This window comes from Streptomyces sp. NPDC017529, from assembly GCF_044329785.1.
Classification (GTDB): Bacteria; Actinomycetota; Actinomycetes; order Streptomycetales; family Streptomycetaceae; genus Streptomyces.
This window is the reverse complement of record NZ_JBIRJY010000009.1, coordinates 209,191-235,106: the sequence shown is the minus strand read 5'-3', so window position 1 is coordinate 235,106 and position 25,916 is coordinate 209,191. Positions and strand designations below refer to the sequence as shown.

Sequence of the window (25,916 nt, the reverse complement as noted above, 5' to 3'; positions counted from 1 at the left end):
CGGGGCACGGCCCTGCATGCTCCTCGGGCGCTTACAGCACCGTGGAGAACAGCGCGATGGGGCGCCCGTCCTCCTGCTCGCCCGGCGCCACGTAGTTGGCGGTGACCTTCACCTCGTCGCCCTTCGCGAAGTGCGAGCCGGCGGCCGGCTTGAGCTTCACCTTGAGGACACGGGTCTCGTAGTCACAGATGATCTTGTTGGCCGGGACGGTGGCGGTCGCCAGCGACGTGGCGCCCTGCTCCTCGCCCACCTTGGTCATCTTGGTGACCAGCTGCCACTGGAGGCCGGTGTCGCAGGAGTACTTGACGGTCACGGACAGCGCGTCGCCACGCAGCTGCGCCCGCTCGATCGAGATCAGGTTGGCCTTCGCCGCGGCGCCCGGCGCCATGGCGAGGGCGGCGCCGCCGAGGACGGCGACGGCGGCCGCGGTGCCGGCGATGCGCGTCTTGAGACGGGTCGACTTCATGAGGTTCCTTCCCCCTCCGCTGTCACCTTGGTCGTGCACTGGGGGAATTCGAGGATCCTCCGATTGTGCGGGTGACTGCGACAGTTGTTCGTGTTGAGGGGCAGACATTACGTGATCTACGTAATGTCCGGGTACGGGAACTTGCCGAAGTTGCTGCCGGGTCAGACGCGTACGCCCCGGTGCCAGACCTGGGAGACGAGGGGGACGCCCGGGCGGTAGGCGAGGTGGACGTGGGAGGGGGCGTCGAGGAGGGCGAGGTCGGCGCGGGCGCCGGGGGTGAGGCGGCCGATGTCGGTGCGGCGCAGGGCGGCGGCGCCGCCGGCCGTGGCGGACCAGACGGCCTCGTCGGGGGTCATCTTCATGTCCCGTACGGCGAGCGCGATGCAGAAGGGCATCGAGCTGGTGAAGGACGAGCCGGGGTTGCAGTCCGTGGACAGGGCGACGGTGGCGCCCGCGTCCAGGAGGGGGCGCGCGTCGGGCCATTGCGCGCGGGTGGAGAACTCGGCGCCGGGCAGCAGCGTGGCGACGGTCGCGCTGTTGGCGAGGGCGTCGATGTCGGCGGCGTCCAGGTGGGTGCAGTGGTCGGCGGAGGCGGCGTCGAGTTCGACGGCGAGCTGGACGCCGGGGCCGTGGTGGAGCTGGTTGGCGTGCACGCGCGGGTGCAGGCCCTTGGCCTTGCCCGCGGTGAGGACGGCGCGGGCCTGGTCGCCGTCGAAGGCGCCCTGTTCGCAGAAGACGTCGATCCAGCGGGCGTGCGGGGCGCAGGCGTCCAGCATGGGGCCGGTGACGAGGTCGACGTAGCCGGCCGGGTCGTCGGCGTAGTCGGGGGAGACGATGTGCGCGCCGAGGAAGGTGACCTCGTCGGTGTGGGCGGCGGCGATGCGCAGGGCGCGGGCCTCGTCCTCGACGTTCAGGCCGTAGCCGGACTTGGTCTCCAGGGTCGTGGTGCCCTGGCGCAGCGCCTCGGCGAGGTACTTGGCGACGTTGGCGTGCAGTTGCTCGTCGGTGGCGGCGCGGGTGGCGGCGACGGTGGTGCGGATGCCGCCGGCGGAGTAGGGGCGGCCGGACATCCGGGCGTTGAACTCGGCGGTGCGGTCGCCGCCGAAGACCAGGTGGGAGTGGGAGTCGACGAAGCCGGGAAGGGCGGCGCGGCCGCCGGCGTCGACGTGACTGTCAGTGGCGGGTGCTTTGCTTGCCGTACCGACCCAGGCAACGCGGTCGCCGTCGAGGACGACGGCCGCGTCCTGGATCAGACCGAGGGGGCCTTCGCCGAGGGAGGGGTCGTTGGTGACGAGACTGGCGATGTTGGTGATGGCGGTGGTGCGGCCGTTCGCGGCGTGCTCCGCGGCCGTGGTGCCGGTGTTCATCGTGGGGGTGCTCTCCTTCGGCCGCGGTGTCAGCCGCGTACGGCCGCGATGGCCTCGGCCAGTGCGGTGGGGACGTCGGGCACGAGCGTGTGGACTCCGTCGCATACGACCTGGCGGCCGCCGACCACCGTATGGCGCACGTCGGCTCCGGAGGCGGCGAATACGGCCGTCTCGGCGCCCAGCCGGGGCAGCGGGCCCGCGGTGCGTACGGAGTCCAGCGCGATCGTGGTGAGGTCGGCGAGCGCGCCGCGTTCGATGGTGCCCGCCTCGTCCCAGCCCAGCGCGGCGTGGCCGTCGGCGGTCGCGGCGCGCAGCAGGGCGGCGGCGGTCCAGTGGCCGCGGGTGCGGGTGCGCAGCCGTTCGTCCAGTTCCATCGCGCGGGCCTCTTCGAAGAGGTCGATGACGGCGTGGCTGTCGCTGCCGAGCGACAGGGGGCTGCCCTCGGCCTGGAGCCGGGCGGCTGGGCCGATGCCGTCGGCGAGGTCGCGTTCGGTGGTGGGGCACATGCACACGCCGGTGGTGGCGGTGCCCAGCAGCCGGATGTCCTCGTCGGTGAGGTGGGTGGCGTGCACGGCGGTGGTGCGGCGGCCCAGGACGCCGTGCTCGGCGAGCAGCTCGGTGGGCGTGCGGCCGTGCGCCTCGCGGCAGGCGTCGTTCTCGGCGGTCTGCTCGGAGAGGTGGACGTGCAGCGGTGCTTCACGGCGCTCGGCCCACTGCGCGACGGTGCTCAACTGGTCGGCGGGCACGGCGCGTACGGAGTGCACGGCCGCCCCGACGCGGGCGTGCGGGCGGCCTTCCTTCAGGGCGGACGCGCGCTGGGCCCAGGCGTCCGCCGTGCCGTCGGAGAAGCGAAGCTGGTGGTGGTTGGGCGCGGCGCCGAAGCCGGAGGAGAGATAGGCGGTGTCCAGCAGGGTGATGCGGATGCCCGCCTCGTCGGCGGCGGCGATCAGGGCCTCGCCCATCGCGTTGGGGTCGTCGTAGCGGGTGCCGCCGGGCCCGTGGTGGAGGTAGTGGAATTCGCCGACGCAGGTGATGCCGGTGATCGCCATCTCCGCGTAGACGGCGCGTGCGAGCGCGAAGTAGCTGTCGGGGGTGAGCTGGGAGGCGACCTGGTACATGACCTCGCGCCAGGTCCAGAAGGTGCCGGAGCCGACCTGGACGGTGCCGCGCAGGGCCCGGTGGAAGGCGTGCGAGTGGGCGTTGGCGAGGCCGGGGAGGGTCAGGCCGCGCAGGGGGACGGCGCCGGGCGGCGGCGCCGGGACCTCGGTCCGTACGGCGGTGATGCGGCCGTCGGCCGGGTCGACGTCCACGGCCACGTCCGGTTCGACGTGCGTGCCCAGCCAGGCGTGTTCCAGCCAGTACGTCTTCGGGGCGGCCGGCCCCGGCCCGTCGCCGGGTCGCGGGGTCGGCTCGGCTTCCTGCGGCGTCACCTGCACGCCAGGCCCTCCAGTACGTCGGCGAGTGCGGTCACCCCGGCGAGGCAGTCGTCCTCGGCCGCCCGTTCGGCGGGCGAGTGCGAGACGCCGGTGGGGTTGCGTACGAACAGCATGGCGGTGGGGACGGTGGCGGACAAAATACCCGCGTCGTGTCCGGCGCCGGTGCCGAGCACGGGGACCGCGCGGCCACCGGCCCGGCCGCCACCGGGGCGGCCGTCCGCCGTCCGGGTGAGGATCGCGGCCAGTTCGTCCCGCAGCGCGTGCCCGAACTCGACCACGGGGGTGAACGATTCACGGGTGACGCGGACGTCGACGCCGTCGCGCACGCCGCGCTCGGCGGCCTCGCGCTCGATGGCGGCGACGAGGGTGTCCAGCGTCTCCTGGTCGGCGGCGCGGGAGTCCAGCCAGCCGCGGACCAGCGACGGGATGGCGTTGACGCCGTTCGGCTCGACGTTGATCTTGCCGAAGGTGGCCAGCGCCCCGGCCAGCTCGGCGCTCTTGCGGGCGGCGAGCACGGTCGCGGCGTAGGTGAGCATCGGGTCGCGCCGGTCCGCCAGGCGGGTGGTGCCGGCGTGGTTGGCCTCGCCGTGGAAGTCGAACCGCCAGCGGCCGTGCGGCCAGATGGCGGAGGCGATGCCCACGGGGTCGCCGGTCAGGTCGAGCGCGCGGCCCTGTTCGACGTGCAGTTCGACGAACGCGCCGATGCGGGAGAGCCGGTCGGTGTCGGGGCCGATGGCGTCCGGGTCGTGGCCGGCCCGTTCCATGGCCTGCGGCAGCGACGTGCCGTCGGCGTCCCGCAGCGCGTGGGCGGCCTCGGCGGTGAGCTGCCCCGCGCTGAGCCGGGAGCCGACGCAGGCCAGGCCGAAGCGGGCGCCTTCCTCGTCGCCGAAGTTGACGACGGCCAGCGGCTTGGCGGGCGCCGCCCCCCTGCGGCGGAGTTCGTCGAGCGCGGCGAAGGAGGACACGACGCCGAGCGGGCCGTCGAAGGCGCCGCCGTCCGGGACGGAGTCCAGGTGGGAGCCGGTGACGACGGCCTCGCCCGGGGCCACGTCGGCGGCGGAGCGGGCGCCGAGCCAGGCCCACTGGTTGCCGTTGCGGTCCTGCTCGTAGGAGAGGCCGCGGGCGCGGGCCTGGGCCTCGAACCAGGCCCGGCAGTCGGCGTCGGCGCCGGTCCAGGCGTAGCGGCGGTAGCCGCCGCTGCCGGTGTCCCGGCCGATGGCGGCGAGGTCCCGCCACATCTCGTGGAAGGACGCCCCGGCGGGTCCGGGTGTGCCCGCCGGTCCGTCGTCCGGCGGGGTCACTCGCCCTCCCGCATCGGGATGCGCACGCCGCGCTCGGCCGCGACCTCGTCGGCACGCTCGTACCCGGCGTCCACGTGGCGGATGACGCCCATGCCCGGGTCGTTGGTCAACACCCGGCGGATCTTCTCGCCCGCCAGCGGCGTGCCGTCGGCGACCGTGACCTGCCCGGCGTGGATCGAGCGGCCCATGCCGACGCCGCCGCCGTGGTGCAGCGACACCCACGAGGCGCCGGAGGCGACGTTGACCATGGCGTTGAGCAGCGGCCAGTCGGCGATGGCGTCGGAGCCGTCGAGCATCGCCTCGGTCTCGCGGTACGGGGAGGCCACCGAGCCGCAGTCCAGGTGGTCACGGCCGATGGCCAGCGGCGCCTGGAGGGTGCCGTCGGCGACCATGTCGTTGAAGCGCTCGCCGGCCTTGTCGCGCTCGCCGTAGCCGAGCCAGCAGATCCGGGCCGGCAGGCCCTGGAAGTGCACCCGCTCGCCGGCCAGCTTGATCCAGCGGGCGAGGGACTCGTTCTCCGGGAAGAGGTCCAGGATCGCCCGGTCGGTGGCGGCGATGTCCTTGGGGTCGCCGGACAGCGCGGCCCAGCGGAACGGTCCCTTGCCCTCGGCGAACAGCGGCCGGATGTAAGCAGGTACGAAGCCGGGGAAGGCGAAGGCGCGCTTGTATCCGGCGAGTTCGGCCTCGCCGCGGATGGAGTTGCCGTAGTCGAAGACCTCGGCGCCGGCGTCCATGAAGCCGACCATGGCCTCCACGTGCCGGGCCATCGACTCGCGGGCCCGGCGGGTGAAGTCGGCGGGCTGCTCGGCCGCGTAGGCGGCCATGTCCGCGAAGTCCACGCCGGTAGGAAGGTAGGCGAGGGGGTCGTGGGCGGAGGTCTGGTCGGTGACGATGTCGATCGGCGCGCCGTCGGCGAGCATCCGCGGCAGCAGGTCCGCCGCGTTGCCCAGCAGGCCGATGGAGAGCGGTTTGCGCTGGTCACGTGCGTCCACGGCGAGTTGCAGCGCGTGCTGGAGGCTGTCCGCCCGCACGTCCAGGTAGCGGTGTTCGATGCGCCGCTCGATGGCGCGCGGGTCGCAGTCGATGCAGATGGCGACGCCGTCGTTCATCGTGACGGCGAGCGGCTGGGCGCCGCCCATGCCGCCGAGCCCGGCGGTGAGCGTGATCGTCCCGGCGAGCGAGCCGTTGAACTTCTTCGCGGCGACGGCGGCGAACGTCTCGTACGTGCCCTGGAGGATGCCCTGCGTGCCGATGTAGATCCACGAGCCGGCCGTCATCTGCCCGTACATGGTCAGGCCGAGGGCCTCCAGGCGCCGGAACTCCTCCCAGTTGGCCCAGTCGCCCACCAGGTTGGAGTTGGCGAGCAGCACCCGCGGCGCCCACTCGTGGGTCTGCATGACGCCGACCGGCCGCCCGGACTGGACGAGCATCGTCTCGTCCTGCCTGAGCGTGGTCAGGGTGCGCACCATGGCGTCGAAGGAGCGCCAGTCGCGGGCGGCCTTGCCGGTGCCGCCGTAGACGACGAGCTGGTCCGGGTGCTCGGCGACCTCGGGGTCGAGGTTGTTCTGCAGCATGCGCAGCGCGGCTTCCTGCTGCCATCCCCGGGCGCTCAGTTCCGTACCGCGCGGTGCCCGCACGGGTCGCGGTCCTGACATGGGCCGTGCCTCCCTGACGTCGATGCGAGTGGATCGAGCGATGCGCGCGAAGGAGACGCACGGCATCTGGATCGAGCTATTCACATCTTGGGGCGTTGAATATGGCTAGTCAACAGGTCGGGGCGGGTCTGGCGCCGCCCCGACCGTCCGGCCACGGCCTCAGCGCACCGTCTGGTCCCCGTCCGGCACGTCCGCCACCGTGACCTTCGCGCGCGGCTGTCCCAGGCCGTCCGCCACCGCCGCCGCCAAGCCCTCGGGGTCGGGCTCCGTCGGGAACGGCACGCTCTCCCCGTCCCCGTAGCTCTCGATCGCCTTGGTGAAGTAGCCGGGCAGCCAGGCGCCGACCGCGCCCCTGACCTCCACCGCGGTCACGTCCCGGCCGCCCACCCGGTTCCGCAGGGCGGCGAGGATGCGGTCGGAGCGGTACTCCCCCGGCACCTGGAACAGGCTGGCGTGCGCACCCGCCAGGCCGCCGCCCGCGAGGCGGACCGTCACGGTCAGGCAGCTGGTCACACTCGGGTAGAACAGCGTGCCGCCGGGGCCGGTCCCGGCGACCTGTCCCTCGGTGATCCGGACGGCCGGGTCCGCCCGTTCGGACGCGGGGGCGCCGGCCGCCACGGCCGTGCCCGCGCCGGCCCCCGTTCCGGCCTGCAACGCCAGCACCGCGACCGGCACGGCCAGCAGCCGCACCGCCGTCCCCCGCCACCCGTGCCGCCCACTCCCGCCGCCCGGTATTCCCCTGGTGAACAACTGCGCTCCGCTCTCTCCGCTCGTACGCGACGGCCGCGTACGACAGCCCACCCTCGCAGCCGCGCGGCTACAGCACGAAGCCGCGGGGGAAGGGGTCGGACGGGTCGAGGACGTAGCGGGCGGTGCCGGTGATCCAGGCCCGGCCCGTCACCGTCGGCACGACGGCCGGCCGCCCGCCGACCAGGCAGGTGTCCACCAGCCGGCCCGTGAAGCGGGTGCCGATCAGGGACTCGTTGACGAAGGGCCGGTGCAGCGGGAGTATTCCGCGCGCGTGCAGCTGGGCCATGCGGGCGCTGGTGCCGGTGCCGCAGGGCGAGCGGTCGAGCCACCCGGGGTGGATGGCCATGGCGTTACGGGAGTCCGAGCCGCCGGGGCCCGGCGTGCCGGGGGCCGTGAACTGCACGTGGTGGCAGCCGGAGATGGCCGGGTCGGTGGGGTGGACGGGCCGGTTGCGTTCGTTGACCGCGTCCATGACGGCCAGTCCGGCGGCGAGGATGTCGGCCTGGCGGGAGCCGGCGAACGGGATGCCGAGCGCGGCGAGCGGGGTGATCGCGTAGAAGTTGCCGCCGTAGGCCAGGTCGTAGCGGACCTCGCCGAGTCCCGGCACCTTGACCGAGGCGTCCAGTTCGTGGGCGTACGAGGGGACGTTGTGGAGGGTTACGTGTTCGGCGCGCCCTTCGCGCACCGCGACCCGGGCCGCCACCAGCCCGGCCGGGGTGTCCAGGCGCACGGTGGTGACGGGCTCGGTGACCGCGACCATCCCCGTCTCCACCAGCACCGTCGCCACGCCGATCGTGCCGTGCCCGCACATCGGCAGGCATCCGGAGACCTCGATGTAGACGACGCCCCAGTCGGCGTCGGCGCGGGCCGGCGGCTGGAGGACCGCCCCGCTCATCGCGGCGTGCCCGCGCGGCTCGTTGACCAGCAACTGGCGGATGTGGTCGAGGTGCGCCATGAAATAGCGGCGGCGGTCGGCCATGGTCGCGCCGGGGATCGTGCCGACGCCGTCGATGACGACGCGCGTCGGCATGCCCTCGGTGTGCGAGTCGACGGCGGTGAAGGTCCGCACGCTGCGGGCGGCGAAGGAGGCCCGGGGGCCGCCGGAACCGCCCGCCCCCGGGGTGCCGTCGTACGCCATCACCCGGCCGCCTTCACCCACGCCTCCAGCGCCTGGACGGCGCCGCGCATGTCGGCGTCCAGCTGCCGGCGGTGCTCGGGCAGGAGCGGGCCGCGCGGCGGCCTGCAGGGCCCGCCGTACCGTCCCACGAGGTCCATCCCGCGCTTGATCGCCTGCACGAACTCGGTGCGCGAGTCCCAGCGGAACGCGGCGACCAGCGGCTCGTACAGCTCGCGCGCCTCGGCCACGCGCCCGTCCCGCGCCAGCTCGTAGAGGCGTACGGACTCGGCGGGGAAGACGTTGGGGAAGCCGGCGAACCAGCCGGTCGCGCCCATCAGCAGCGCTTCCAGCACGAGGTCGTCGGCGCCCGCGACCACGTCCAGCGCGGGGGCCTGCTCCTTGATGTGCAGCACCCTGCGGATGTCGCCGGAGAACTCCTTGACGGCCACGACACCGTCGATCGCGGCGACCTCCCGCAGCACCTCGGGGGTGAGGTCGATCTTCGTGTCGAGCGGGTTGTTGTAGACCATCACCGGCAGCCCGGCGGCCGCGACCTCTTCGAAGTGGCGCACGATCTCCGCGGTGTTGGCCCGGTAGAGGGTGGGCGGCAGGCACAGCACCCCGTCGGCGCCGTCCTCGGCCGCCAGCTCCGCCCAGTGCCGCGCCTGGTGCGAGCCGACGCCGTGCACGCCCACGACGACCAGCGCGTCCCGCCCCACGGCCGCGACGGCGGTACGGGCCACCGCGCGCCGTTCGTCGTCGGTGAGGGAGGAGTACTCGCCGAGCGAACCGTTCGGCCCGACCCCGTGGCAGCCGTTGGCGACGAGCCAGCGGCAGTGGTCGGCGTAGCGGTCGAGGTCGGGGCGCAGCCCGGCGGGGGCGGCCGGGTCCTCCGCGTACGGGAGGGTGGTGGCGACGATGACGCCGGTCAGGGACGTACGGGAGGCGGCGGGGCGGGACTGCGGCGTCGCGGGGTCCGTCATGTCGGGTCCTCTCGGTACGGCGGGGTGGCGGGCGGTAGGACGAGCGGTTCCGCGTGGGGTGCGGGGTCCGGTCCGGGGGCGGTTCCGGCGGCCAGGTCGGCGAGCCGTACCGGCTGGGCGATCGGCCGGCGGTCGGCCGTCTGCGGGTCGGGCAGCGGTCCGGCGCCGCGGAGTTCGGCGGCGTTGCGGGCGCAGACGCGGCCCTGGCACGGCCCCAGGCCGACGCGGGTGGCGAGTTTGAACGCGCGCATGCCGTCCGCCACCGGTCCCGCGTCGCCGCACAGCGCGCGGTACGTGACCTCCTCGCAGCGGCAGACGAGCGTGTCCTCGTCGGGCCAGGTGCGCCAGCCGGGCCGTACGGGGTGGGCCGTGGCGAGGAGACGGGCGAAGCGGCGTCCCGCGCGCACCCGCCGCCGGACGGCCGGCGCACGCTCCGCGACGCCTTCCGCGCCGGTCCAGCGGGCCGCCGCCAGCCCCGCCAGCTCGCCTTCCGCCGCGGCGAGGGCCGCGCCGCCGACGCCGGTGGGCTCGCCCGCCGCGTACACGCCGGGCACGGAGGTCTGCTGCCAGGCGCCGACCGCGACCCAGGTGCGGTCGCGCAGCGCGCAGCCGGCGGCGAGGGCGAGTTCCAGTTGCGGGAGGAAGCCGTAGCCGGCGCAGACCGCGTCCACGCCCTCGATGCGGCGCTCGGTGCCGGGCAGGACGCGCCAGTCGGCGGTGAGACGGGCCACCGTCACGGCCTCGACCCGGTCGTTCCCGTGCGCGGCCACGACCGCCCCGCGGGTCCGGTAGGGGACGCGGTGCCGGGCCAATCGGGCGCCGTACGCGAGGAGTTCGGGGAGTTTGCCGCGCCCGTCCCTGAGCGCGGTCACGGGCGCGCGCAGCCAGCCGGCGGGCGAGCCGGCCTCGTACACGCCGAGGACGTCCGCACCCACGGTGAGCAGCGACGACGTGACCGGCAGCAGGAACGGGCCGGTGCCGGAGACCACCACGCGGCGGCCGATCGCCGTCCGCTGCCCCTTGGCGAGCGCCTGCGCCGCGCCCGCCGTCACCACGCCCGGCAGCTCCCAGCCGGGGAACGGCAGCGCCCGGTCGTACGCGCCGGTGCACAGGACGAGCGCGGTGGCGCGCAGCGTGTACGCGGTGCGGTCGGCGGCGTCGGCGGGGCCTTGCAGGGCGTGCACGGTCCAGCCGCCGTCCGGCGCCGCGCCGCTGTCCGCCGCGTCCGCCCGCTCCAGCGCCCACACCGCACACCCCGGCAGCCACTCGATCCGCGGGTGGTCCTGTACGGCGCGTACCGCCGCGTTCCGGTCCGGGCCGTCCGCGGCCTGCCGGTGGAACTGGCCGCCCGGCCGCTCCCCGTCGTCCACCAGGACCACCCGCGCCCCGGCCCCGGCCGCCGCCAGCGCGGCCGCCATCCCGGCGGGCCCGGCGCCGATCACGGCCACCGGGGCCGCCACGTCACGGCGGGCGCCCGCGGACGGCCCGCGCGGGCCGTCCGGCAGCCGGGCCCCGGCCTGCGTCTCGACGCGGTCCCCCGCCGCCAGCACGCGCCGGCAGGCCCGTACGTCCGGTACGCCGTTGACCGCCACCAGGCAGTCGTGGCAGACGCCGATCCCGCAGAAGACCCCGCGCGGGCGGCCGCCGCGCGTGGTCCGCCAGGAGGCGCGTCCCTGGGCCAGCAGGAGCGAGGCGGCCGTCTGGCCGGGACCGGCCCACCGTTCGGCGCCGTCCACCGTCACGCGGAACACGGCTGTGCCTCCCCCGCGAGCCCCAGGCCCGGCCGGTCCACCCGGTACGGCCGCGGGTCCGGCTGCGGGCGCTCGCCCGCGTACAGCGCGGCGAGGAGTTCGCCGGTCGCCGGTGCCAGGCCGATGCCCGCGCCCTCGTGCCCGGTCGCGTGCCACAGGCCGGGCACCCGCGGGTCCCGGCCGATCACCGGCAGGTGGTCGGGGGTGTACGGGCGGAAGCCGCCGTACGCCCTGATGACCGGGGTCCGGCCTAGCACCGGGAACAACGCCACCGCCTTGCGGGCGAGTTCGCGCAGGACGGCGACCCGGACGCGCTCCTCGAAGCCGGCCCGTTCCCTGCTCGACCCGATGAGCACCGTCCCGCCCCTGGTGGCCTCGACGACCGCCGAGGTCCGCAGGTCCGCCGCGCCGCTGCCGACGGCGCCCACGTAGTCCGCGTCGTACACCTTGTGCCGGACGGTGCCCGGCGGCAGCGGCGCGGTGACCAGCACCAGGCCCCGGCGGGGCTGGACGGGCAGCGGTGCGCCCGCCGCCCGCGCGAACCGGCCCGCCCACGGGCCGCAGGCGTTGACGACCGCGCCGCACGGCAGCGGCCCTGCCGAGGTGCGCAGCGCCGTCACCCGCCCGCCCGCGCCGCGCTCCACGCCGAGGGCGCGCACGCCGGAGCGCAGCGTGCCGCCGCGTCTTCGTACGGCGGCGAGCAGCGCGGTGGCCGCCGCGACCGGCTGGATCTGGGCGTCCTGCGGGTAGTGGACGGCGGCGCGGACGCCCGGCGCGAGGTGCGGTTCGTACGCGTGTACGTCGTCCGGGCCGAGTTCGTGCGCCGCGACCCCGGCGGTCCGCTGGATGGCGGCGAACGCGGCCAGCGCCCGCGCGCCCTGGTCCCCCAGGGCGGCGACGAGGCCGCCCTTCGCTTCGTACTCGCACCGCTCCCCGAGCCCCTCGCCCCCTTCGTCGGCCAGCTCGGCGAGCAGCCGCGGCCAGCGTGCCGACGAGGCGAGGGCCAGCGTCAGTTCGGGCCCCGGCGGCTTGTCGGAGACCAGGAGGTTGCCCTCGCCGCGGGCGGTCGTGCCGGACGCGAGCGGCGCGCTGTCCAGGACGGTGACCCGTACGCCGCGCCGGGTGAGGGCTTCCGCGCAGGCCGCGCCGACGATGCCGCTGCCGACGACGGCCACGTCGGGGTACGGGGGCCGGGGCGGCCCCGGGCGTTCCCGCCGCACCGTAGGACTCGCCTGGACGCGCCGGAATCGCATGCAACGCACCACCGTTCCATGGAAGGGCCCCGTGAGAGCGCCGTGACGCTATTGCCGCGTGCCGACGAGGTCAACACCGCCTGCGCCAAGGCCGGTCGATGGCGGCCACGGCGGGCAGGTGGTGGAGTGGTGGCATGAGCCCCGCGACGCCTCCGCCCCCGCCCTCCTCCGCCGCTGCCGCCCCCTTCCCCGGGGACGGGCCCGCCCTGCGGGACCGCGCCGTCGCGGCCGCCGTCGCCGACGGCCTGGTCAGCGCCGCCGACCCCGTAGCGGGCCTGCTCGACGTCACCGGAATCCGCCGTTCCGCCGCCGAACTGCGCGCCGCCTTCGCGGAATTCGCCGCCCCCGGTACCCCGGTCCTGCACGCCTTCGCCGTCAAGGCCGCCTCGCTCGTCCCCGTCCTGCGCCTGCTCGCCGCCGAAGGGCTGGGGTGCGAGGTCGCCAGCCCCGGCGAGCTGGCCCTCGCCCGCGCCGCCGGGGTGCCGCCGGCCCGCACCGTGCTGGACTCGCCCGCCAAGACCCCCGCCGAGCTGCGCGAGGCCCTCGCCCTCGGCATCGCCGTCAACGCCGACAACCCCGGGGAACTGGCCCGCCTGGACGGCCTCGCCGCCTCGGCGCCGACCGCGTCCCCCCTCGGCCTGCGGGTCAACCCGCAGCTCGGCGGCGGCAGCATCGGCGCGATGAGCACCGCCACCGGCACCTCGAAGTTCGGCGTGGCGCTGCGCGACGAGGGCGCCCGCGACTGGGTCGTCCGGGCCTTCCTGGACCGCCCGTGGCTGACCCGGCTGCACGCCCACGTCGGCTCGCAGGGCATGCCGCTCGACCTGATGGCCGGCGGCGTGCGCACCCTCTACGAGCTGGCCGAGGAGATCAACGAGAAGGCCGGCCGCACCCAGGTCACCACCCTCGACATCGGCGGCGGCCTGCCGGTGAACTTCGCCTCCGACGAGACGGCGCCGACGTACCGCGCGTACGCCCGGCTGCTGCACGCGGCCGTGCCGGGGCTGTTCGGCGGGCGCTACGGCCTGGTCACCGAGTTCGGCCGCTCGCTGCTGGCCAAGCACGGCACGGTCCTGGCCCGCGTCGAGTACGCCAAGTCCGCCGGCGGCCGCCGGATCGCGGTCACCCACGCGGGCGCCCAGGTCGCCACCCGTACCGTCTTCGCGCCGGACTCCTGGCCCCTGCGGGTCGCCGCCTACGACGCGCAAGGGCGCCCCAAGACCGGCGCGCCGGTCGCCCAGGACGTCGCCGGGCCCTGCTGCTTCGCGGGCGACCTGGTGGCGGTGGACCGCCCGCTGCCACCCCTGGAGCCGGGCGACCACGTCGCCCTCCTGGACACCGGCGCGTACTACTTCTCGACGCACTTCGCGTACAACTCGCTGCTCCGGCCCGGTGTGCACGGCTACGCGGCAGGGCCGGACGGCGCCCCCCGCTGGGCGACCGTACGCGCCCCGCAGCGCATGGCCGAGCTGGTCGCCGAGAGCGGCGGCGCCCACGCCGACGCGCTGACCCAGCTCTAACGATCTCCCGCGGCGGGCATCCCGGCCCCATGCGGACTCCCCATGCCAACACCACGGACGACCCCGGCGCCGACCCCACCCCGCTGCGCCGGGCCATCGGCCCGAGACTGCTGGTCCTGCTGGTCGTCGGAGACATCCTGGGCACCGGTGTCTACGCCGTCAGCGGCAAGGTCGCGGGCAAGGTCGGCGGCGCCCTGTGGCTGCCCTTCGTGATCGGCTTCGCCATCGCCGTGCTGACCGCGGCCTCCTACGTCGAACTCGTCGGCAAGTACCCGAAGGCGGCGGGCGCCGCGCTCTACACGCAGAAGGCGTTCCGCCTGCCCTTCGTCACCTTCCTCGTCGCCTTCATGGTGATGTGCTCGGGCCTGGGCTCGGCGAGCGCCGCCGCCCGCGCCTTCGGCGGCGACTACCTGCGCACCTTCGCCGACCTGCCGCCGACCCTGGTCGCGGTGGTCTTCGTGCTCGCGCTGTCCGCGCTCAACCTGCGGGGCGTGGCGGAGTCGGTGAAGGCGAACGTGGTGCTGACGGTGGTCGAGGTGTCCGGCCTGCTGATCGTCATCGGGATCGGGGTGTACGCGGTCCTGACGGGCGGCGGGGAACCGGAGCGGCTGGTCCGGCTCGACACCGGCGGCACCGGGTTCGCGGTGCTGACGGGCGTGCTGGGCGCCACCGCGCTCGCCTTCTTCGCCTTCCTCGGCTTCGAGGACTCGGTGAACATGGCGGAGGAGACCCGGCACCCCGGCCGCGACTTCCCGCGCGCGATCTTCATCGGGGTCGGCGTCACGGGCACCGTCTACGTCCTGGTGGCCCTGGTCTCGTCGCTGCTCGTGGACCACCGGAAGCTGGCCGGGTCCTCGGCGCCGCTGCTGGAGGTGGTGCGGGCCGGAGAGGTGTCCTTCCCGCCGCAGCTCTTCGCGCTGATGGCGCTGTTCGCGGTCACCAACTCGGCGCTGATCAACCTGATGATGGCCTCCCGGCTGTGCTACGGCATGGCCAACGAGCGCATCCTGCCGCGCGCCGTGGCCCGCGTCCTGCCGGGCCGGCGCACGCCCGTCGTCGGCATCGCCCTGACCACGCTGCTGGCCCTGGGCCTGGTCCTCACCGGCGAGATCGAGGGCCTCGGCGACACCACGGCCTTCCTGCTGCTGTGCGTCTTCGCGGTCGTCAACGTCGCGGTGCTGGTGCTGCGCCGCGACCGGGTGCCGCACCGCCACTTCCGTACGCCCACCGCCCTGCCGGTCCTCGGCGCCGCCGGTGCGCTCGTCCTGGCCAGTCCGCTCGCCGACCGGGCGGCCGAGGTGTACGTACGGGCGGCCGTCCTGATCGCCGTCGGCATCGCGCTGTGGGGGCTGAACAAGCTCGTCCTGCGCCGGCGAGGCGAGTGAGAGGGGGTCTCTCAGACGCCCGGGGCCTGGGCCTTCGGCGTCCGTGCCGCGGCCTTCGCCTTCGGCCGCGCCGCCTTCGCTCCCCCGGGGCGCGCGTCTCCCGCCGCCGCGCCGGTCGCCAGGTAGCCGCGTACGTCCCGGCCGGCGGCCCCGCCCCGTACAGCCGCCTCCGTACGCACCCACAGCAGCGCGTCGTGCTCGCGCTCCCAGCGGCCCAGCCACAGCGCCTTGGCCCACAGCCCGAGCCCTGCCCCGGCCAGCAGCATCCCGCCCGCCGCGGGCAGGGCGAACGACGAGCCGACCGCCGCCAGGAACGCCAGGAGCAGCCACCAGCGGTGTGCCCGCCGCCAGACCCGCAGCGTCACGGCGCGGTCCTGGAGGATCGCCGACTTCCCGGCCCTGGACGCCGCCTTCGCCAGGCGCGCGTACCGCTTGCGCCGCACCGCGAAGGCCACGGAAGCGGCGACGACGAGCAGCGCGGCACCGGCGAACACCCCGATCCGCCGCCCGGTCAGGCCGGGCAGCAGCACGCCGATGCCCGCGGCCAGCACGCCCGGCCACCACAGCCACCCGGCCGGTGCCCGTACCACCACAGCCACCCGCGCCAGCGCAACAGCCCCGCGACCCACGACAACCTCCTCCGCACCACGACCCGGCGACGGGTCCCTACACGGCGGCGGATGGTAGCCAGCCCGTCTGAGAATTCCGTGAAACCGGCGGGCCGGACGGCAGGGGCCGGGCGGCTCACTCCACGAACAGCCCCCGCTCGGCCGCCTTCGCGTCGAACTCCTCCAGCCGCGCCTGCGCGTCCGGCAGGGCGTCGCACATGGCCTCCAGGAGCACCCGGCCGAGGAGCATCGGCGCGCAGGCCGTGTCGAAGGCGAGGCCGGTGCCGACCGCGGCGGGCAGCAGCAGGTCCGTGTGGCGGGCGACCGGCGCGAAGGCGCTGTCGGCGACCGTGACGACGGTCAGACCGGCGGCGCGCGCGTACTCCAGGGCGTCCACGACCTCGCGCGGATGGCGCGGCAGCGCGAAGCACAGCAGGGTGCTCGCGCCCGCGCGCACGGCGGCGTCGACGCGGTCGGTGAGCATCGTGCCGCCCTCGTCGAGCAGCCGGACGTCGGGGTGCACCTTGCGGGCGAAGTAGGCGAAGCCGGCGGCCTGCGCGGACGCGGCCCGCAGGCCGAGGACCGGCAGCGGCCGGGAGGCGGCGAACAGCCGCCCCGCGCGCACCACGGGCCCGGGGTCGGCCAGCACCGCGGCGAGGTGCCGCAGGTTGTCGATCTCCGCCTGCACGGCCTGCTGGTACTCGTTGTACGTGTCCGCGCCGCGCGCTGCCGGGGCGGGCGCCACCTCGCGCAGGTGCTTGCGCAGCGCCGGATAGCCGTCGAAGCCGAGCGCGACCGCGAAGCGGGTCACCGAGGGCTGGCTGACCCCGGCCAGTTCGGCGAGTTCGACGCTGGAGAGGAAGGGCGCGTCCCCGGCCCGGCGCACCATGCAGTGCGCGATGCGCCGCTGGGTGGGGGTCAGGCGGTGCCCCTCGAAGAGCTTCTGAAGGCGGGCCGCGGTGCCGGTGGCGGCGCCGGGTCCGGCCGGGGACGCTCCCTCGGTCCCCGTGCCCGCCGCCGTGCCGCCGCGGTCCTCGCCGCCACCGTCCCCGCTCATCGCTTCCTCCCGGCCGTACTCGCGGCCGTGCTCCCGGCCCACTCGATATTCACTCCCCTATGACTCTGCATGACCATATACAGACCGGCAAGGGACGAGGCCACCGCCGTCCGGCTGAACCGCCCCGGCGGGACGGCCCTGCCGCGCGCCCCGTCACACCCGTACGGCCGAACCCCGCTCGCTCAGCCGCGGCTCGCACAGCATCCGCTTGCGCCGCACCCGGCGGCCCTCGATCGCCGCCACCGCCAGCCGGGCCGCCTCCTTGGCGATGCCCGCGAGTCCCCAGTCCAGGGTGGTCAGGGGCGGGGTGAGCACCCGGGAGACCGGGTGGTCGTCGAAGCCGACCACCGAGACGTCCCGGCCGACCGTCAGCGACGCCTCGGCCGCCGCCGCGTAGACGCCGTACGCGATCGAGTCGGAGAAGCAGAACACCGCCGTCGGGGCCGCCCCGCCCAGCACGCGCCGCGCGACCGCCGTCGCCTCGCCCAGCTCCTGGGCGCACGGCAGGACTTCGGCCGCGATGCCGAGCCGCCCGGCGGCCTCCCGCACATAGACGTCGGCGGGCCGGTCCGGGGTGGAAGGGCCGGTCGGCGTCAGGACGGTGACCCGCCGGTGGCCGAGCCGCACCAGGTACTCCAGTACGGCGTCGATGCCGGCGCGGTTGTCGAACAGCACCTCGCCCGCGGTACGGGCGCGGCGCAGCGAGTCGCCGACGGACACCACCGGCACCGCCTCGGCGATCTTCGCCCAGCCCGCCGCCGACGGGTCGACCGGCGACACCAGCAGGCCGTCCACCCGCTGGTCGTGCAGCTGCTTGGCCAGGGCGAGTTCGCGCTGCGGGTCGCCGCCCGCGTCGAGGATGAGCGCGTACCGGTCGCCCGCGAGCAACTCCCGCCCTATCGCCGCCATCAGCTGCTGCTGCCACAGGTCCTGGAGGTCGCCGGCCAGTACGCCGACCATGCTGGTGCGGCCGCCGGCCAGGGCGCGGGCGATCGGGTCCGCCTCGTAGCCGAGTTCGGCGGCGGCCCTGCGCACCCGTTCCTCGGTCTCCTTGGAGACGTGCGTGCCGCGCAGGGCGTAGGAGACGGCCGCGGTGGAGAGTCCGGTGGCCTCGGCCACTTCGCGGAGGGTGGTGCGCTTGCTGGGCCTGGCCATGCCGGAAGCCTACCCAAGGGCCCGCGCGGCGCCCCGCGTGCGCGGCGCCGCGACCGCCGTCGCGCACGCGTGCCCGCCCCCGCGCTTCCCTTGACAGCCGCCCTGGTTAATCGCTTCACTGAATCGCATCACTGAAGCGGTTAACCTCCTCGGTCCACTCGATCCACGGGAGGCAGCCCGTGCCCACCGACGTCCACCAGCACTACTGGCCACCGCAGTTCACCGAGCTGCTGCGCACCCGCCGCGCACCGCCCCGCCTGGACGGCTGGACGCTCCACCTGCCCGGCGAACCCCCGTACGCCGTCGACCCCGCCGGCCACGACCTCACCGCCCGCACGGAACTGGCCCGCGCCGACGGGCTCGACCGGGCCCTGGTCTCCCTCTCCAGCCCCCTCGGCATCGAACACCTGCCGCCCGCCGAAGCCGCCCCGCTCCTCGACGCCTTCCACGACGGCGCCCTCGCCCTGCCCGCCCCCTTCGGCGTCTGGGCCTCCCCCTGCCTGGCCGACCCCGACCCCGCGCCCGTCGAACGCCTGCTGCGCCGCGGCTGCGCCGGCCTCCAACTCCCCGCCACCGCCCTGCTCGACGCCGCCGGATGGGCGTACTGCGCCCCGCTCGTCGACGCCGCCGTACGCCACGACAAGCCCCTGTTCGTCCACCCCGGAGCCGCTCCGGCGCCCGCACCCTCCGGTCCCCCGTGGTGGCCGGCCCTGGTCCCCTACCTCCACCAGCTGCACGCCTCCTGGTTCGCCTTCCGCGCCTTCGGCCGGCCGCGCCACCCGCGCCTGCGCGTCTGCTTCGCCGCCCTCGCGGGCCTCGCCCCGCTGCACGGCGAGCGGCTGACGGCCCGCGGCGGCCGGGACCGCGGCCGCGTGGACCCCGGCGTCTTCCACGAGACCTCCTCCTACGGCACCCGCGCCGTGGACGCGGTCGTCCGCGCCGCCGGCATCGACGTCGTCGTCAGCGGCAGCGACCGCCCGTACGCCGTCCCCGTCCTGCCCGACCTGGGCGCCGCCGCCGTACACGCCCTGCGTACCGCCAACCCCGCCCGCCTCCTCGGCCCGGCGCAAGGAGCCCGCCCATGACCCACGCCCCCGCAACGTTCGCACCGCACGACGCCCCCGAGCCCTTCGCCGCCCTGCCCGACCGCAACCTCGGCAAGCGCGAACTGCGGTCGCTCGTCGAACGGCTGGCCGCCACCCCCGGCCTCTGGCGCGGCGAGGTCGCCTTCTCCGACGCCGAGCGGCACTACACCTCCCTGCACCGCGACGCCTACGTCGACGTCTGGCTGCTGTGCTGGACCCGGCAGAACGACACCGGCTGGCACGACCACGACCTGTCCTCCGGCGCGGTACGCGTCGTCCAGGGCGTCCTGACCGAGTCCAACCCGCGCATCGGCGGCGCGCACCTGGCCACCGCCGTCGGCGCCGGCGCCTCCTTCTGCTTCGGCCCCGACCACATCCACCGCCTGACCGGCGCCACCGACGACGCGGTCTCCCTGCACGCCTACTCGCCGCCCCTGTGGCGGCTCGGCCAGTACGCCATCACGGACGACGGCCTGATGCGCCGGATCTCCGTCTCGTACGCCGACGAACTGCGCCCCCTGGAGCCCGCCGCCCGCGCCGACACCCGCGCGCCCGCGCCCGTCACCGGAACCGGCCGCGGCACTTTTCCCGGCCCCGGGTATTGATTTTCCCATTCACCGGCATCAATCCTGCATGAACCCATACAGCCGATGCGCGGAAGAGGGCAGCCGATGGTGGCAGTGGTGGAACAGCGCTCGATCGACGTCGTCCCGGACGACGAACGCCACGGCACGCCCGTCAGCCAGTTCACGCTCTGGCTCGGCGCCAACCTCCAGATCACCGCCGTCGTCACCGGAGCGCTGGCCGTCGTCTTCGGTGCCAACGCCTTCTGGTCCCTGACCGGCCTGCTGCTCGGCAACCTCCTCGGCGGCGCGGTCATGGCGCTGCACTCCGCCCAGGGCCCGCGCCTCGGCCTGCCGCAGATGATCACCTCGCGGGCCCAGTTCGGGGTGCGCGGCGCCGTCGTACCCCTGGCGCTGGTCGTCGTCATGTACATCGGGTTCTTCGCCAGCGGCACGGTGCTGGCCGGGCAGGCGGTCGGCCAGCTGACGCACCTGGGCGACACTCCGGGCATCGTCGTCTTCGCCGCGGTGACGGCCGTCGCCGCCGCCGTCGGCTACCGGCTCATCCACCTGCTGGGCCGGGTGGCCGGCGTCGTGTGCGCGCTGGCCTTCCTCTACCTCGGCGCCCGCCTGCTGGAGCGCGTCGACCTGGCCGTACTCCTGCACGACCGGTCCTTCTCCTTCCCGCTCTTCCTCCTCGCCGTCTCGCTGTCCGCCTCCTGGCAGCTGGCCTTCGGCCCGTACGTCGCCGACTACTCCCGCTACCTGCCCCGGCACACCTCCACCCGCGCCACGTTCTGGTGGACGCTCTCCGGCTCCGTCCTCGGCTCGCAGTGGTCGATGACCTTCGGGGCGCTCGCCGCCGCGGCGGCGCCGGCCGCCTTCGTCGGCCACGAGGTCTCCTACGTGGTCTCCCTGGGCGGCACCGGCCTGACGGCCTCGGCGCTGTACTTCGTCATCGCCCTCGGCAAGCTCACCATCAACGTCCTGAACACCTACGGCGGCTTCATGTCGCTGGTCACCAGCGTCAGCGGCTTCCGAGGCCGGCGACGCCTCACCCCGCGCGGGCGCACCGCCTACATCACCGGCATCATGCTGGCGGGCACCGCCGTGGCCCTGCTGGGCAAGGACTCCTTCCTCACCTCGTTCAAGGACTTCCTGCTGTTCCTGCTGACCTTCTTCACCCCGTGGTCGGCGATCAACCTCGTCGACTACTACCTGATCTCCAAGGAGCGCTACGACATCCCGGCGCTCAGCGACCCGGCCGGGCGCTACGGCGCCTGGAACGGCAAGGCCCTGTCCGTGTACGCCCTCGGGGTGCTGGCCCAGTTCCCCTTCCTCGCGACCCACTTCTTCACGGGACCGCTGGTGGAACGGCTCGGCGGCGCGGACGTCTCCTGGCTCGTCGGCCTCGCCGTCCCCGCCGTCCTCTACCTGGCCGTCACCCGCCGGGGCACCGGCCCCTCGGCGGCCGCGGATACGGGGGCTAGCCCTACCGCGCGGCCCGTCCCGCGGCCGTAATCTCGGTGCATGGCCACTCATGACCCCGAGCTGAGGAAAGAACTCGACGCGACCCTCCAGACGCGCAAGGAGCTGGGGCCGGAGTACGAGTCGGAGCTCGTCGACGCCTTCCTGGAGAAGCTCGACAAGAACGTCGACCAGCGCGTGCGCAGGCAGTTCGCCCAACAGCAGATGCAGGTGGCGCGCGGCGCGCAGCCGCCCTCGTCACGGAGCGCGTCCGGCGGCAGCGGCTACGGCGAGCGCTTCGGCTTCGCCACCGTCTCGCTGGTCCTCGCGGTCCCGCTGTCGGCGATCGGCGCGGTCAACGAGGGCCTCATCGGGCTGATCGTCACCTGGGCCGGCATATTCGGCGTGAACGCGGTGCACACTTCCGGCTTCCTCAAGCTCTCCCGGGCAGACCGCAAGCAAGGGGCGGACGGCTGGGACTGAGCGGAGGGTCGGGACTGAGCGGACGGTTCGGGCCGAGCGGGCGGGGGGACGCCCGGTGCCGGGTGCCCGCCGTTCCCGGTCCGCGTGGTGGTGCGGAGACCGCCGTACCTCGGCCGAAGCCGGGTCGGGACGACGGCGGTCCCCGCAAAGGACGCGGTCCGGGCCGGGGCCCGCGCGTCGCGTCCAGGCGATCCGCGGAGGTCCGGGAGCCGCTCCGGAGTTCCGTATCGCCACCACCCACCACTGTGCCGGGCCAGTGTTAAGCCCGTGCTGCGAGCACGTGACGCATACGTACACCTTGCGGCGGCCGCCCGTTTCCTGACGGACACTTGACGCCGGCTGTCCTCGGCGCCGTGCACCGCACGCCCCGTGTGCCCCGAACGCCCCGCTCAGCCCTGCTTGGCCTCGCGCGCCAGGAAGGCGAGCAGGTCCTGCCGGCTCACCACGCCCTTCGGCTTGCCCTCGACGAGCACGATCGCCGCGTCCGCCTTCTCCAGGACCGCCATCAGGTCGCCGACCGGCTCGCCCGAGCCGACCTGCGGCAGCGGCGGGCACATGTGCTTCTCCAGCGGGTCCGCGAGCGACGCGCGCTGTGCGAACAGCGCGTCCAGCAGCTCCCGCTCCACGACCGAGCCGACGACCTCCGCCGCCATCACGTCCGGGTGCCCGGCGCCCGGCTTGACGATCGGCATCTGCGAGACGCCGTACTCGCGCAGCACGTCGATGGCCTCGCCGACCGTCTCCTCGGGGTGCATGTGGACCAGCGAGGGCAGCGCGCCCTCCTTGTGCCGCAGCACGTCGCCGACCGACGCCGCGGGCCCGGCGTCCTCCAGGAAGCCGTAGTCGGCCATCCACTCGTCGTTGAAGATCTTGCTGAGGTAGCCGCGCCCGCTGTCCGGCAGCAGGACGACCACCACGTCGTCCGGACCGAGCCGCTCGGCGACCTCCAGGCCCGCCACGACCGCCATGCCGCAGGAGCCGCCGACCAGCAGCCCCTCCTCCTTGGCCAGGCGCCGCGTCATCTGGAAGGCGTCCTTGTCCGAGACCGCCACGATCTCGTCCGCGACCGTACGGTCGTAGGCGCTCGGCCAGAAGTCCTCACCGACGCCCTCGATCAGGTACGGGCGGCCCGAGCCGCCGCTGTAGACCGAGCCCTCCGGGTCGGCGCCGACGACCTTGACCCGGCCCTCGCTCGCCTCCTTCAGGTACCGGCCGGTGCCGCTGATCGTGCCGCCGGTGCCCACGCCCGCGACGAAATGAGTGATCTTTCCCTCGGTCTGTTCCCACAGCTCGGGACCGGTCGTCTCGTAGTGCGAACGCGGGTTGTTCGGGTTGCTGTACTGGTCCGGCTTCCAGGCACCCGGCGTCTCGCGGACCAGCCGGTCGGAGACGTTGTAGTACGAGTCGGGGTGCTCGGGGTCCACCGCCGTGGGGCAGACCACGACCTCGGCCCCGTACGCCCGCAGCACGTTGATCTTGTCGGTCGACACCTTGTCCGGGCAGACGAAGATGCACTTGTAGCCCTTCTGCTGGGCCACGATCGCCAGGCCCACCCCGGTGTTTCCCGAGGTCGGCTCCACGATGGTGCCGCCGGGCCGCAGCTCGCCCGACTGCTCGGCGGCCTCGATCATCCGCACGGCGATCCGGTCCTTCACGGACCCGCCCGGGTTGAAGTACTCCACCTTCACCAGGACGGTCGCCTGGATCCCTCGGGTGACGTTGTTGAGCTTCACCAGCGGGGTGTCGCCGACGAGCTCGATCATGGATTCGTAAAACTGCACGGTGGTCTCCGCGGTCGGGGGCACGCTGTCCTGCGCCCATCCGACCAGCCTATTGCCCGTCCTTCGCCTCGTCCGTGCGCGTTGCGCGGCCCGTCCTGCGGGGCACCACCTTGTTGTACCGCTATTCGTTCCAGCCGCCGCGGCTTCCCGAACCCGCCGCCGAGCCCACCGCCACCACCACTCCACCCTCACTTCCGTCTCCAAGTCCCACTCACTCACGCACGCACTGCACGGGGAGGTGCCCGGCCTATGCCGATGACGATGTCCAGGGCGAGGGTGGCACGGCGGATCGCCGCCGCCGCCGCGATGGGGGGCGGCGGGATCGGTCTGCTCGGCGTGGCCGGCGTCGGCCTGCTGCTGACCGAGGTCCGCCTCGCCCGCCGTACGGTCGGCGGCTCCAGCGAGGTCCCGCCCAGCGCGGACGGCCGCTACGGCTCCGCCTTCGCCCACCGCACCGACCGCCCGCCCCTGCGCCTGGGCTTCCTGGGCGACTCGACGGCGGCCGGCCAGGGCGTCCACCGGCCCCGCCAGACGCCGGGCGCGCTGCTCGCCTCCGGCCTCGCCGCCGTCGCCGAACTCCCGGTCGACCTGCGCAACGTGGCGCTGCCCGGCGCCCAGTCCGACGACCTCGACCGGCAGGTCTCCCTCGTCCTCCAGGGCCCGGGGCCCGCGCCCGACGTCGCCGTCATCATGATCGGCGCCAACGACGTCACCCACCGCATGCCGCCGGCCCGTTCGGTGCGCCTGCTGTCCGAGGCGGTCCGCCGGCTGCGCGGGGCCGGCTGCGCCGTGGTCGTCGGCACCTGCCCCGACCTGGGCACCATCGAGCCGGTCTACCAGCCGCTGCGCTGGGTCGCGCGCCGCCTGTCCCGGCAGCTCGCCGCCGCCCAGACCATAGGGGTGGTGGAGAACGGCGGCCGTACGGTCTCGCTCGGCGACCTCCTGGGCCCCGAGTTCGAGGCCCGCCCCCGCGAGCTGTTCGGCCCCGACAACTACCACCCGTCCGCCGAGGGCTACGCCACCGCCGCGATGGCCGTCCTGCCCACCCTCTGCGCCGCGCTCGGCCTGTGGCCCGAAGCGGAACACCCCGAGCCGCACCGCCGCGAGGGCATCCTCCCGGTGGCCGAGGCGGCCGCCCAGGCCGCCGACGAGGGCGGTACGGAGGTCGCCGCCACGCGGGCCCCCTGGGCCCTGCTCAAGCACCGGCGCCGCCGCCAGATTCCGACCACCGACCCGGCGCGAACCACGGCACCGGCGCCGCAGGGCGAATGACCCGGCGGCCCTGCGCGGTAAGCACCCGCTTAGAAAAGAGTCCCGCATCACAAGCCCTGCCCCGTGACCTGCGCCCTACGTCCGGGTAACTTCCCCCACAGCCCTGCCAGTCTTCCTTTGGAGCCGTCATGCCCGAAGCCGTGATCGTTTCTGCCGCCCGTTCCCCGATCGGCCGCGCCTTCAAGGGCTCCCTGAAGGACGTGCGCCCGGACGACCTGACCGCCGAGATCATCAAGGCGGCGCTGGCCAAGGTCCCCGCACTGGACCCGAAGGACATCGACGACCTGATGCTGGGCTGCGGCCTGCCCGGCGGCGAGCAGGGCCACAACCTGGGCCGGATCGTCGCCGTGCAGATGGGCATGGACCACCTGCCCGGCTGCACGATCACCCGCTACTGCTCGTCCTCCCTCCAGACGACCCGGATGGCGCTGCACGCCATCAAGGCGGGCGAGGGTGACGTCTTCGTCTCGGCCGGGGTGGAGACCGTCTCGCGGTCGGTGAAGGGCAGCTCGGACGGCATGCCCGAGACCCACAACCCGCTGTTCGCCGACGCCGAGGCGCGGACGGCCGCCCGCGCCGAGCAGGAGGGCGCCGGCTGGCACGACCCGCGCGAGGACGGCCTGCTGCCCGACCCGTACATCGCGATGGGGCAGACCGCCGAGAACCTGGCGCGGGCGAAGGGCGTCACCCGCCAGGACATGGACGAGTTCGGCGTACGGTCCCAGAACCTCGCCGAAGAGGCGATCAAGAACGGCTTCTGGGAGCGCGAGATCACCCCGGTGACCACCCCGGACGGCACGGTCGTCAGCAAGGACGACGGCCCGCGCGCGGGCGTCACCCTCGAAGGCGTACAGGGCCTCAAGCCGGTCTTCCGGCCCGACGGCCTGGTGACGGCCGGCAACTGCTGCCCGCTCAACGACGGCGCGGCGGCCCTCGTCGTCATGTCCGACACCAAGGCCCGCGAGCTGGGCCTGACGCCGCTGGCGCGGATCGTCTCCACCGGCGTCAGCGGCCTGTCGCCGGAGATCATGGGGCTCGGCCCGGTGGAGGCGTCCAAGCAGGCCCTGCGGCGCGCGGGCCTGGGCATCTCCGACATCGACCTGGTGGAGATCAACGAGGCGTTCGCCGCCCAGGTGATCCCCTCGTACCGCGACCTGGGCGTCGACCTGGACCGGCTGAACGTCAACGGCGGCGCGATCGCCGTCGGCCACCCCTTCGGCATGACCGGCGCCCGCATCACCACCACGCTGATCAACTCCCTCCAGTGGCACGACAAGCAGTTCGGCCTGGAGACGATGTGCGTGGGCGGCGGCCAGGGCATGGCCATGGTCATCGAGCGCCTGAGCTGATCCGGGCCGCGGGGGGGGGGCCCCCCCGGGGGGGGGGGCCCCCCCCCCCCCCCCCGCCCCCCCCCCCCCCCCCGGGCCCCCCCCCCCCCCCGGGGGGGGGGGGGCCCCCCCC

General features: G+C 74.7%; 22 protein-coding genes. 8 read left to right on the top strand and 14 right to left on the bottom strand.

The features are described from left to right. Positions 1 to 31: 31 nt before the first annotated feature. The 10 genes from ACH4K4_RS24050 to ACH4K4_RS24005 all read right to left on the bottom strand — a co-directional run bounded on the left by ACH4K4_RS24050 (position 32) and on the right by ACH4K4_RS24005 (position 12,079). The gene (locus ACH4K4_RS24050) at positions 32 to 466 is read right to left on the bottom strand and encodes a hypothetical protein (protein ID WP_398169919.1); all 435 of its coding nucleotides are present in this window, start codon (positions 464 to 466) and stop codon (positions 32 to 34) included. Positions 467 to 627: 161 nt separating this feature from the next. Further along, positions 628 to 1,833, bottom strand: coding sequence for an imidazolonepropionase (hutI, locus tag ACH4K4_RS24045; RefSeq protein WP_398169917.1), 1,206 nt, complete (start codon positions 1,831 to 1,833; stop codon positions 628 to 630). Positions 1,834 to 1,862: 29 nt separating this feature from the next. After that, on the bottom strand, positions 1,863 to 3,188 hold the full coding sequence (locus tag ACH4K4_RS24040; protein WP_398170024.1) for a formimidoylglutamate deiminase: 1,326 nt from the start codon (positions 3,186 to 3,188) through the stop codon (positions 1,863 to 1,865). Positions 3,189 to 3,259: 71 nt separating this feature from the next. Then, complete coding sequence (locus tag ACH4K4_RS24035) at positions 3,260 to 4,507, bottom strand: allantoate amidohydrolase (protein WP_398170022.1); 1,248 nt, start codon at positions 4,505 to 4,507, stop codon at positions 3,260 to 3,262. Positions 4,508 to 4,566: 59 nt separating this feature from the next. After that, positions 4,567 to 6,225 (bottom strand): urocanate hydratase, encoded by a 1,659-nt coding sequence (gene hutU, locus ACH4K4_RS24030; protein WP_398169915.1) that lies wholly within the window; start codon positions 6,223 to 6,225, stop codon positions 4,567 to 4,569. Between the two features lie 159 nt (positions 6,226 to 6,384). After that, the gene (locus ACH4K4_RS24025; RefSeq protein WP_398169913.1) at positions 6,385 to 6,915 is read right to left on the bottom strand and encodes a hypothetical protein; all 531 of its coding nucleotides are present in this window, start codon (positions 6,913 to 6,915) and stop codon (positions 6,385 to 6,387) included. A gap of 127 nt (positions 6,916 to 7,042) precedes the next feature. After that, the gene (locus ACH4K4_RS24020; protein WP_398169911.1) at positions 7,043 to 8,134 is read right to left on the bottom strand and encodes a proline racemase family protein; all 1,092 of its coding nucleotides are present in this window, start codon (positions 8,132 to 8,134) and stop codon (positions 7,043 to 7,045) included. Then, positions 8,113 to 9,075: a dihydrodipicolinate synthase family protein gene (locus ACH4K4_RS24015; protein ID WP_398169910.1), complete on the bottom strand. Its 963-nt coding sequence runs from the start codon at positions 9,073 to 9,075 to the stop codon at positions 8,113 to 8,115. Before ACH4K4_RS24015 ends, ACH4K4_RS24020 begins: the two co-directional genes overlap by 22 nt. Continuing rightward, on the bottom strand, positions 9,072 to 10,826 hold the full coding sequence (locus tag ACH4K4_RS24010; protein ID WP_398169908.1) for an FAD-dependent oxidoreductase: 1,755 nt from the start codon (positions 10,824 to 10,826) through the stop codon (positions 9,072 to 9,074). Before ACH4K4_RS24010 ends, ACH4K4_RS24015 begins: the two co-directional genes overlap by 4 nt. Then, a complete protein-coding gene (locus ACH4K4_RS24005; RefSeq protein ID WP_398169907.1) occupies positions 10,814 to 12,079 on the bottom strand; it encodes an NAD(P)/FAD-dependent oxidoreductase in 1,266 nt (421 codons plus the stop codon). The genes ACH4K4_RS24010 and ACH4K4_RS24005 overlap by 13 nt, the downstream gene beginning before the upstream one ends. Positions 12,080 to 12,213: 134 nt before the next feature. On the opposite strand from ACH4K4_RS24005, the gene ACH4K4_RS24000 reads away from it, so the two are divergent. Then, positions 12,214 to 13,599 (top strand): diaminopimelate decarboxylase, encoded by a 1,386-nt coding sequence (locus ACH4K4_RS24000; RefSeq protein WP_398169905.1) that lies wholly within the window; start codon positions 12,214 to 12,216, stop codon positions 13,597 to 13,599. 29 nt (positions 13,600 to 13,628) lie between these two features. Beyond that, entirely contained in the window at positions 13,629 to 14,984 is a 1,356-nt protein-coding gene (locus ACH4K4_RS23995; RefSeq protein ID WP_398169904.1) for an APC family permease, read from the top strand. An 11-nt stretch (positions 14,985 to 14,995) separates the two neighbouring features. Here the strand turns inward: ACH4K4_RS23995 and ACH4K4_RS23990 are convergent, their stop codons facing one another. From ACH4K4_RS23990 to ACH4K4_RS23980, 3 genes are all read right to left on the bottom strand, one after another. After that, on the bottom strand, positions 14,996 to 15,613 hold the full coding sequence (locus ACH4K4_RS23990) for a hypothetical protein (protein WP_398169903.1): 618 nt from the start codon (positions 15,611 to 15,613) through the stop codon (positions 14,996 to 14,998). Positions 15,614 to 15,728: 115 nt separating this feature from the next. Then, positions 15,729 to 16,649: a MurR/RpiR family transcriptional regulator gene (locus ACH4K4_RS23985; protein WP_398169902.1), complete on the bottom strand. Its 921-nt coding sequence runs from the start codon at positions 16,647 to 16,649 to the stop codon at positions 15,729 to 15,731. Positions 16,650 to 16,802: 153 nt separating this feature from the next. Then, entirely contained in the window at positions 16,803 to 17,804 is a 1,002-nt protein-coding gene (locus ACH4K4_RS23980) for a LacI family DNA-binding transcriptional regulator (RefSeq protein WP_398169901.1), read from the bottom strand. A 179-nt stretch (positions 17,805 to 17,983) separates the two neighbouring features. Between ACH4K4_RS23980 and ACH4K4_RS23975 the strand changes: the two genes are divergently transcribed. The 4 genes from ACH4K4_RS23975 (at position 17,984) to ACH4K4_RS23960 (ending at position 21,402) form a co-directional block, all read left to right on the top strand. Beyond that, positions 17,984 to 18,889, top strand: coding sequence for an amidohydrolase (locus ACH4K4_RS23975; protein WP_398169900.1), 906 nt, complete (start codon positions 17,984 to 17,986; stop codon positions 18,887 to 18,889). After that, a complete protein-coding gene (locus ACH4K4_RS23970) occupies positions 18,886 to 19,494 on the top strand; it encodes a cysteine dioxygenase (RefSeq protein WP_398169898.1) in 609 nt (202 codons plus the stop codon). Before ACH4K4_RS23975 ends, ACH4K4_RS23970 begins: the two co-directional genes overlap by 4 nt. 66 nt (positions 19,495 to 19,560) lie before the next feature. Beyond that, a complete protein-coding gene (locus tag ACH4K4_RS23965) occupies positions 19,561 to 20,973 on the top strand; it encodes a purine-cytosine permease family protein (protein WP_398169896.1) in 1,413 nt (470 codons plus the stop codon). 9 nt (positions 20,974 to 20,982) lie between these two features. Beyond that, a complete protein-coding gene (locus ACH4K4_RS23960; RefSeq protein ID WP_398169894.1) occupies positions 20,983 to 21,402 on the top strand; it encodes a hypothetical protein in 420 nt (139 codons plus the stop codon). Between the two features lie 389 nt (positions 21,403 to 21,791). On the opposite strand, the gene ACH4K4_RS23955 is transcribed toward ACH4K4_RS23960, so the two are convergent. Continuing rightward, entirely contained in the window at positions 21,792 to 23,183 is a 1,392-nt protein-coding gene (locus ACH4K4_RS23955) for a cystathionine beta-synthase (RefSeq protein WP_398169892.1), read from the bottom strand. A gap of 261 nt (positions 23,184 to 23,444) precedes the next feature. On the opposite strand from ACH4K4_RS23955, the gene ACH4K4_RS23950 reads away from it, so the two are divergent. Further along, the gene (locus tag ACH4K4_RS23950; RefSeq protein ID WP_398169890.1) at positions 23,445 to 24,455 is read left to right on the top strand and encodes an SGNH/GDSL hydrolase family protein; all 1,011 of its coding nucleotides are present in this window, start codon (positions 23,445 to 23,447) and stop codon (positions 24,453 to 24,455) included. Positions 24,456 to 24,583: 128 nt separating this feature from the next. Then, positions 24,584 to 25,804 (top strand): acetyl-CoA C-acetyltransferase, encoded by a 1,221-nt coding sequence (locus tag ACH4K4_RS23945; protein WP_398169888.1) that lies wholly within the window; start codon positions 24,584 to 24,586, stop codon positions 25,802 to 25,804. Positions 25,805 to 25,916 lie beyond the last annotated feature (112 nt).

What these genes read in the sequence shown, in the direction of transcription:
- ACH4K4_RS23945 (WP_398169888.1), top strand. Translation starts at nt 24,584, where the DNA reads ATGCCCGAAGCCGTGATCGTTTCTGCCGCCCGTTCCCCGATCGGCCGC.
- hutU (WP_398169915.1), bottom strand. Translation starts at nt 6,225, where the DNA reads ATGTCAGGACCGCGACCCGTGCGGGCACCGCGCGGTACGGAACTGAGC.
- ACH4K4_RS24050 (WP_398169919.1), bottom strand. Translation starts at nt 466, where the DNA reads ATGAAGTCGACCCGTCTCAAGACGCGCATCGCCGGCACCGCGGCCGCC.
- ACH4K4_RS24000 (WP_398169905.1), top strand. Translation starts at nt 12,214, where the DNA reads ATGAGCCCCGCGACGCCTCCGCCCCCGCCCTCCTCCGCCGCTGCCGCC.
- ACH4K4_RS24015 (WP_398169910.1), bottom strand. Translation starts at nt 9,075, where the DNA reads ATGACGGACCCCGCGACGCCGCAGTCCCGCCCCGCCGCCTCCCGTACG.
- hutI (WP_398169917.1), bottom strand. Translation starts at nt 1,833, where the DNA reads ATGAACACCGGCACCACGGCCGCGGAGCACGCCGCGAACGGCCGCACC.
- ACH4K4_RS24035 (WP_398170022.1), bottom strand. Translation starts at nt 4,507, where the DNA reads ATGTGGCGGGACCTCGCCGCCATCGGCCGGGACACCGGCAGCGGCGGC.
- ACH4K4_RS23970 (WP_398169898.1), top strand. Translation starts at nt 18,886, where the DNA reads ATGACCCACGCCCCCGCAACGTTCGCACCGCACGACGCCCCCGAGCCC.
- ACH4K4_RS23965 (WP_398169896.1), top strand. Translation starts at nt 19,561, where the DNA reads ATGGTGGCAGTGGTGGAACAGCGCTCGATCGACGTCGTCCCGGACGAC.
- ACH4K4_RS23995 (WP_398169904.1), top strand. Translation starts at nt 13,629, where the DNA reads ATGCGGACTCCCCATGCCAACACCACGGACGACCCCGGCGCCGACCCC.
- ACH4K4_RS23950 (WP_398169890.1), top strand. Translation starts at nt 23,445, where the DNA reads ATGTCCAGGGCGAGGGTGGCACGGCGGATCGCCGCCGCCGCCGCGATG.
- ACH4K4_RS24005 (WP_398169907.1), bottom strand. Translation starts at nt 12,079, where the DNA reads ATGCGATTCCGGCGCGTCCAGGCGAGTCCTACGGTGCGGCGGGAACGC.
- ACH4K4_RS23980 (WP_398169901.1), bottom strand. Translation starts at nt 17,804, where the DNA reads ATGGCCAGGCCCAGCAAGCGCACCACCCTCCGCGAAGTGGCCGAGGCC.
- ACH4K4_RS23985 (WP_398169902.1), bottom strand. Translation starts at nt 16,649, where the DNA reads ATGAGCGGGGACGGTGGCGGCGAGGACCGCGGCGGCACGGCGGCGGGC.
- ACH4K4_RS23960 (WP_398169894.1), top strand. Translation starts at nt 20,983, where the DNA reads ATGGCCACTCATGACCCCGAGCTGAGGAAAGAACTCGACGCGACCCTC.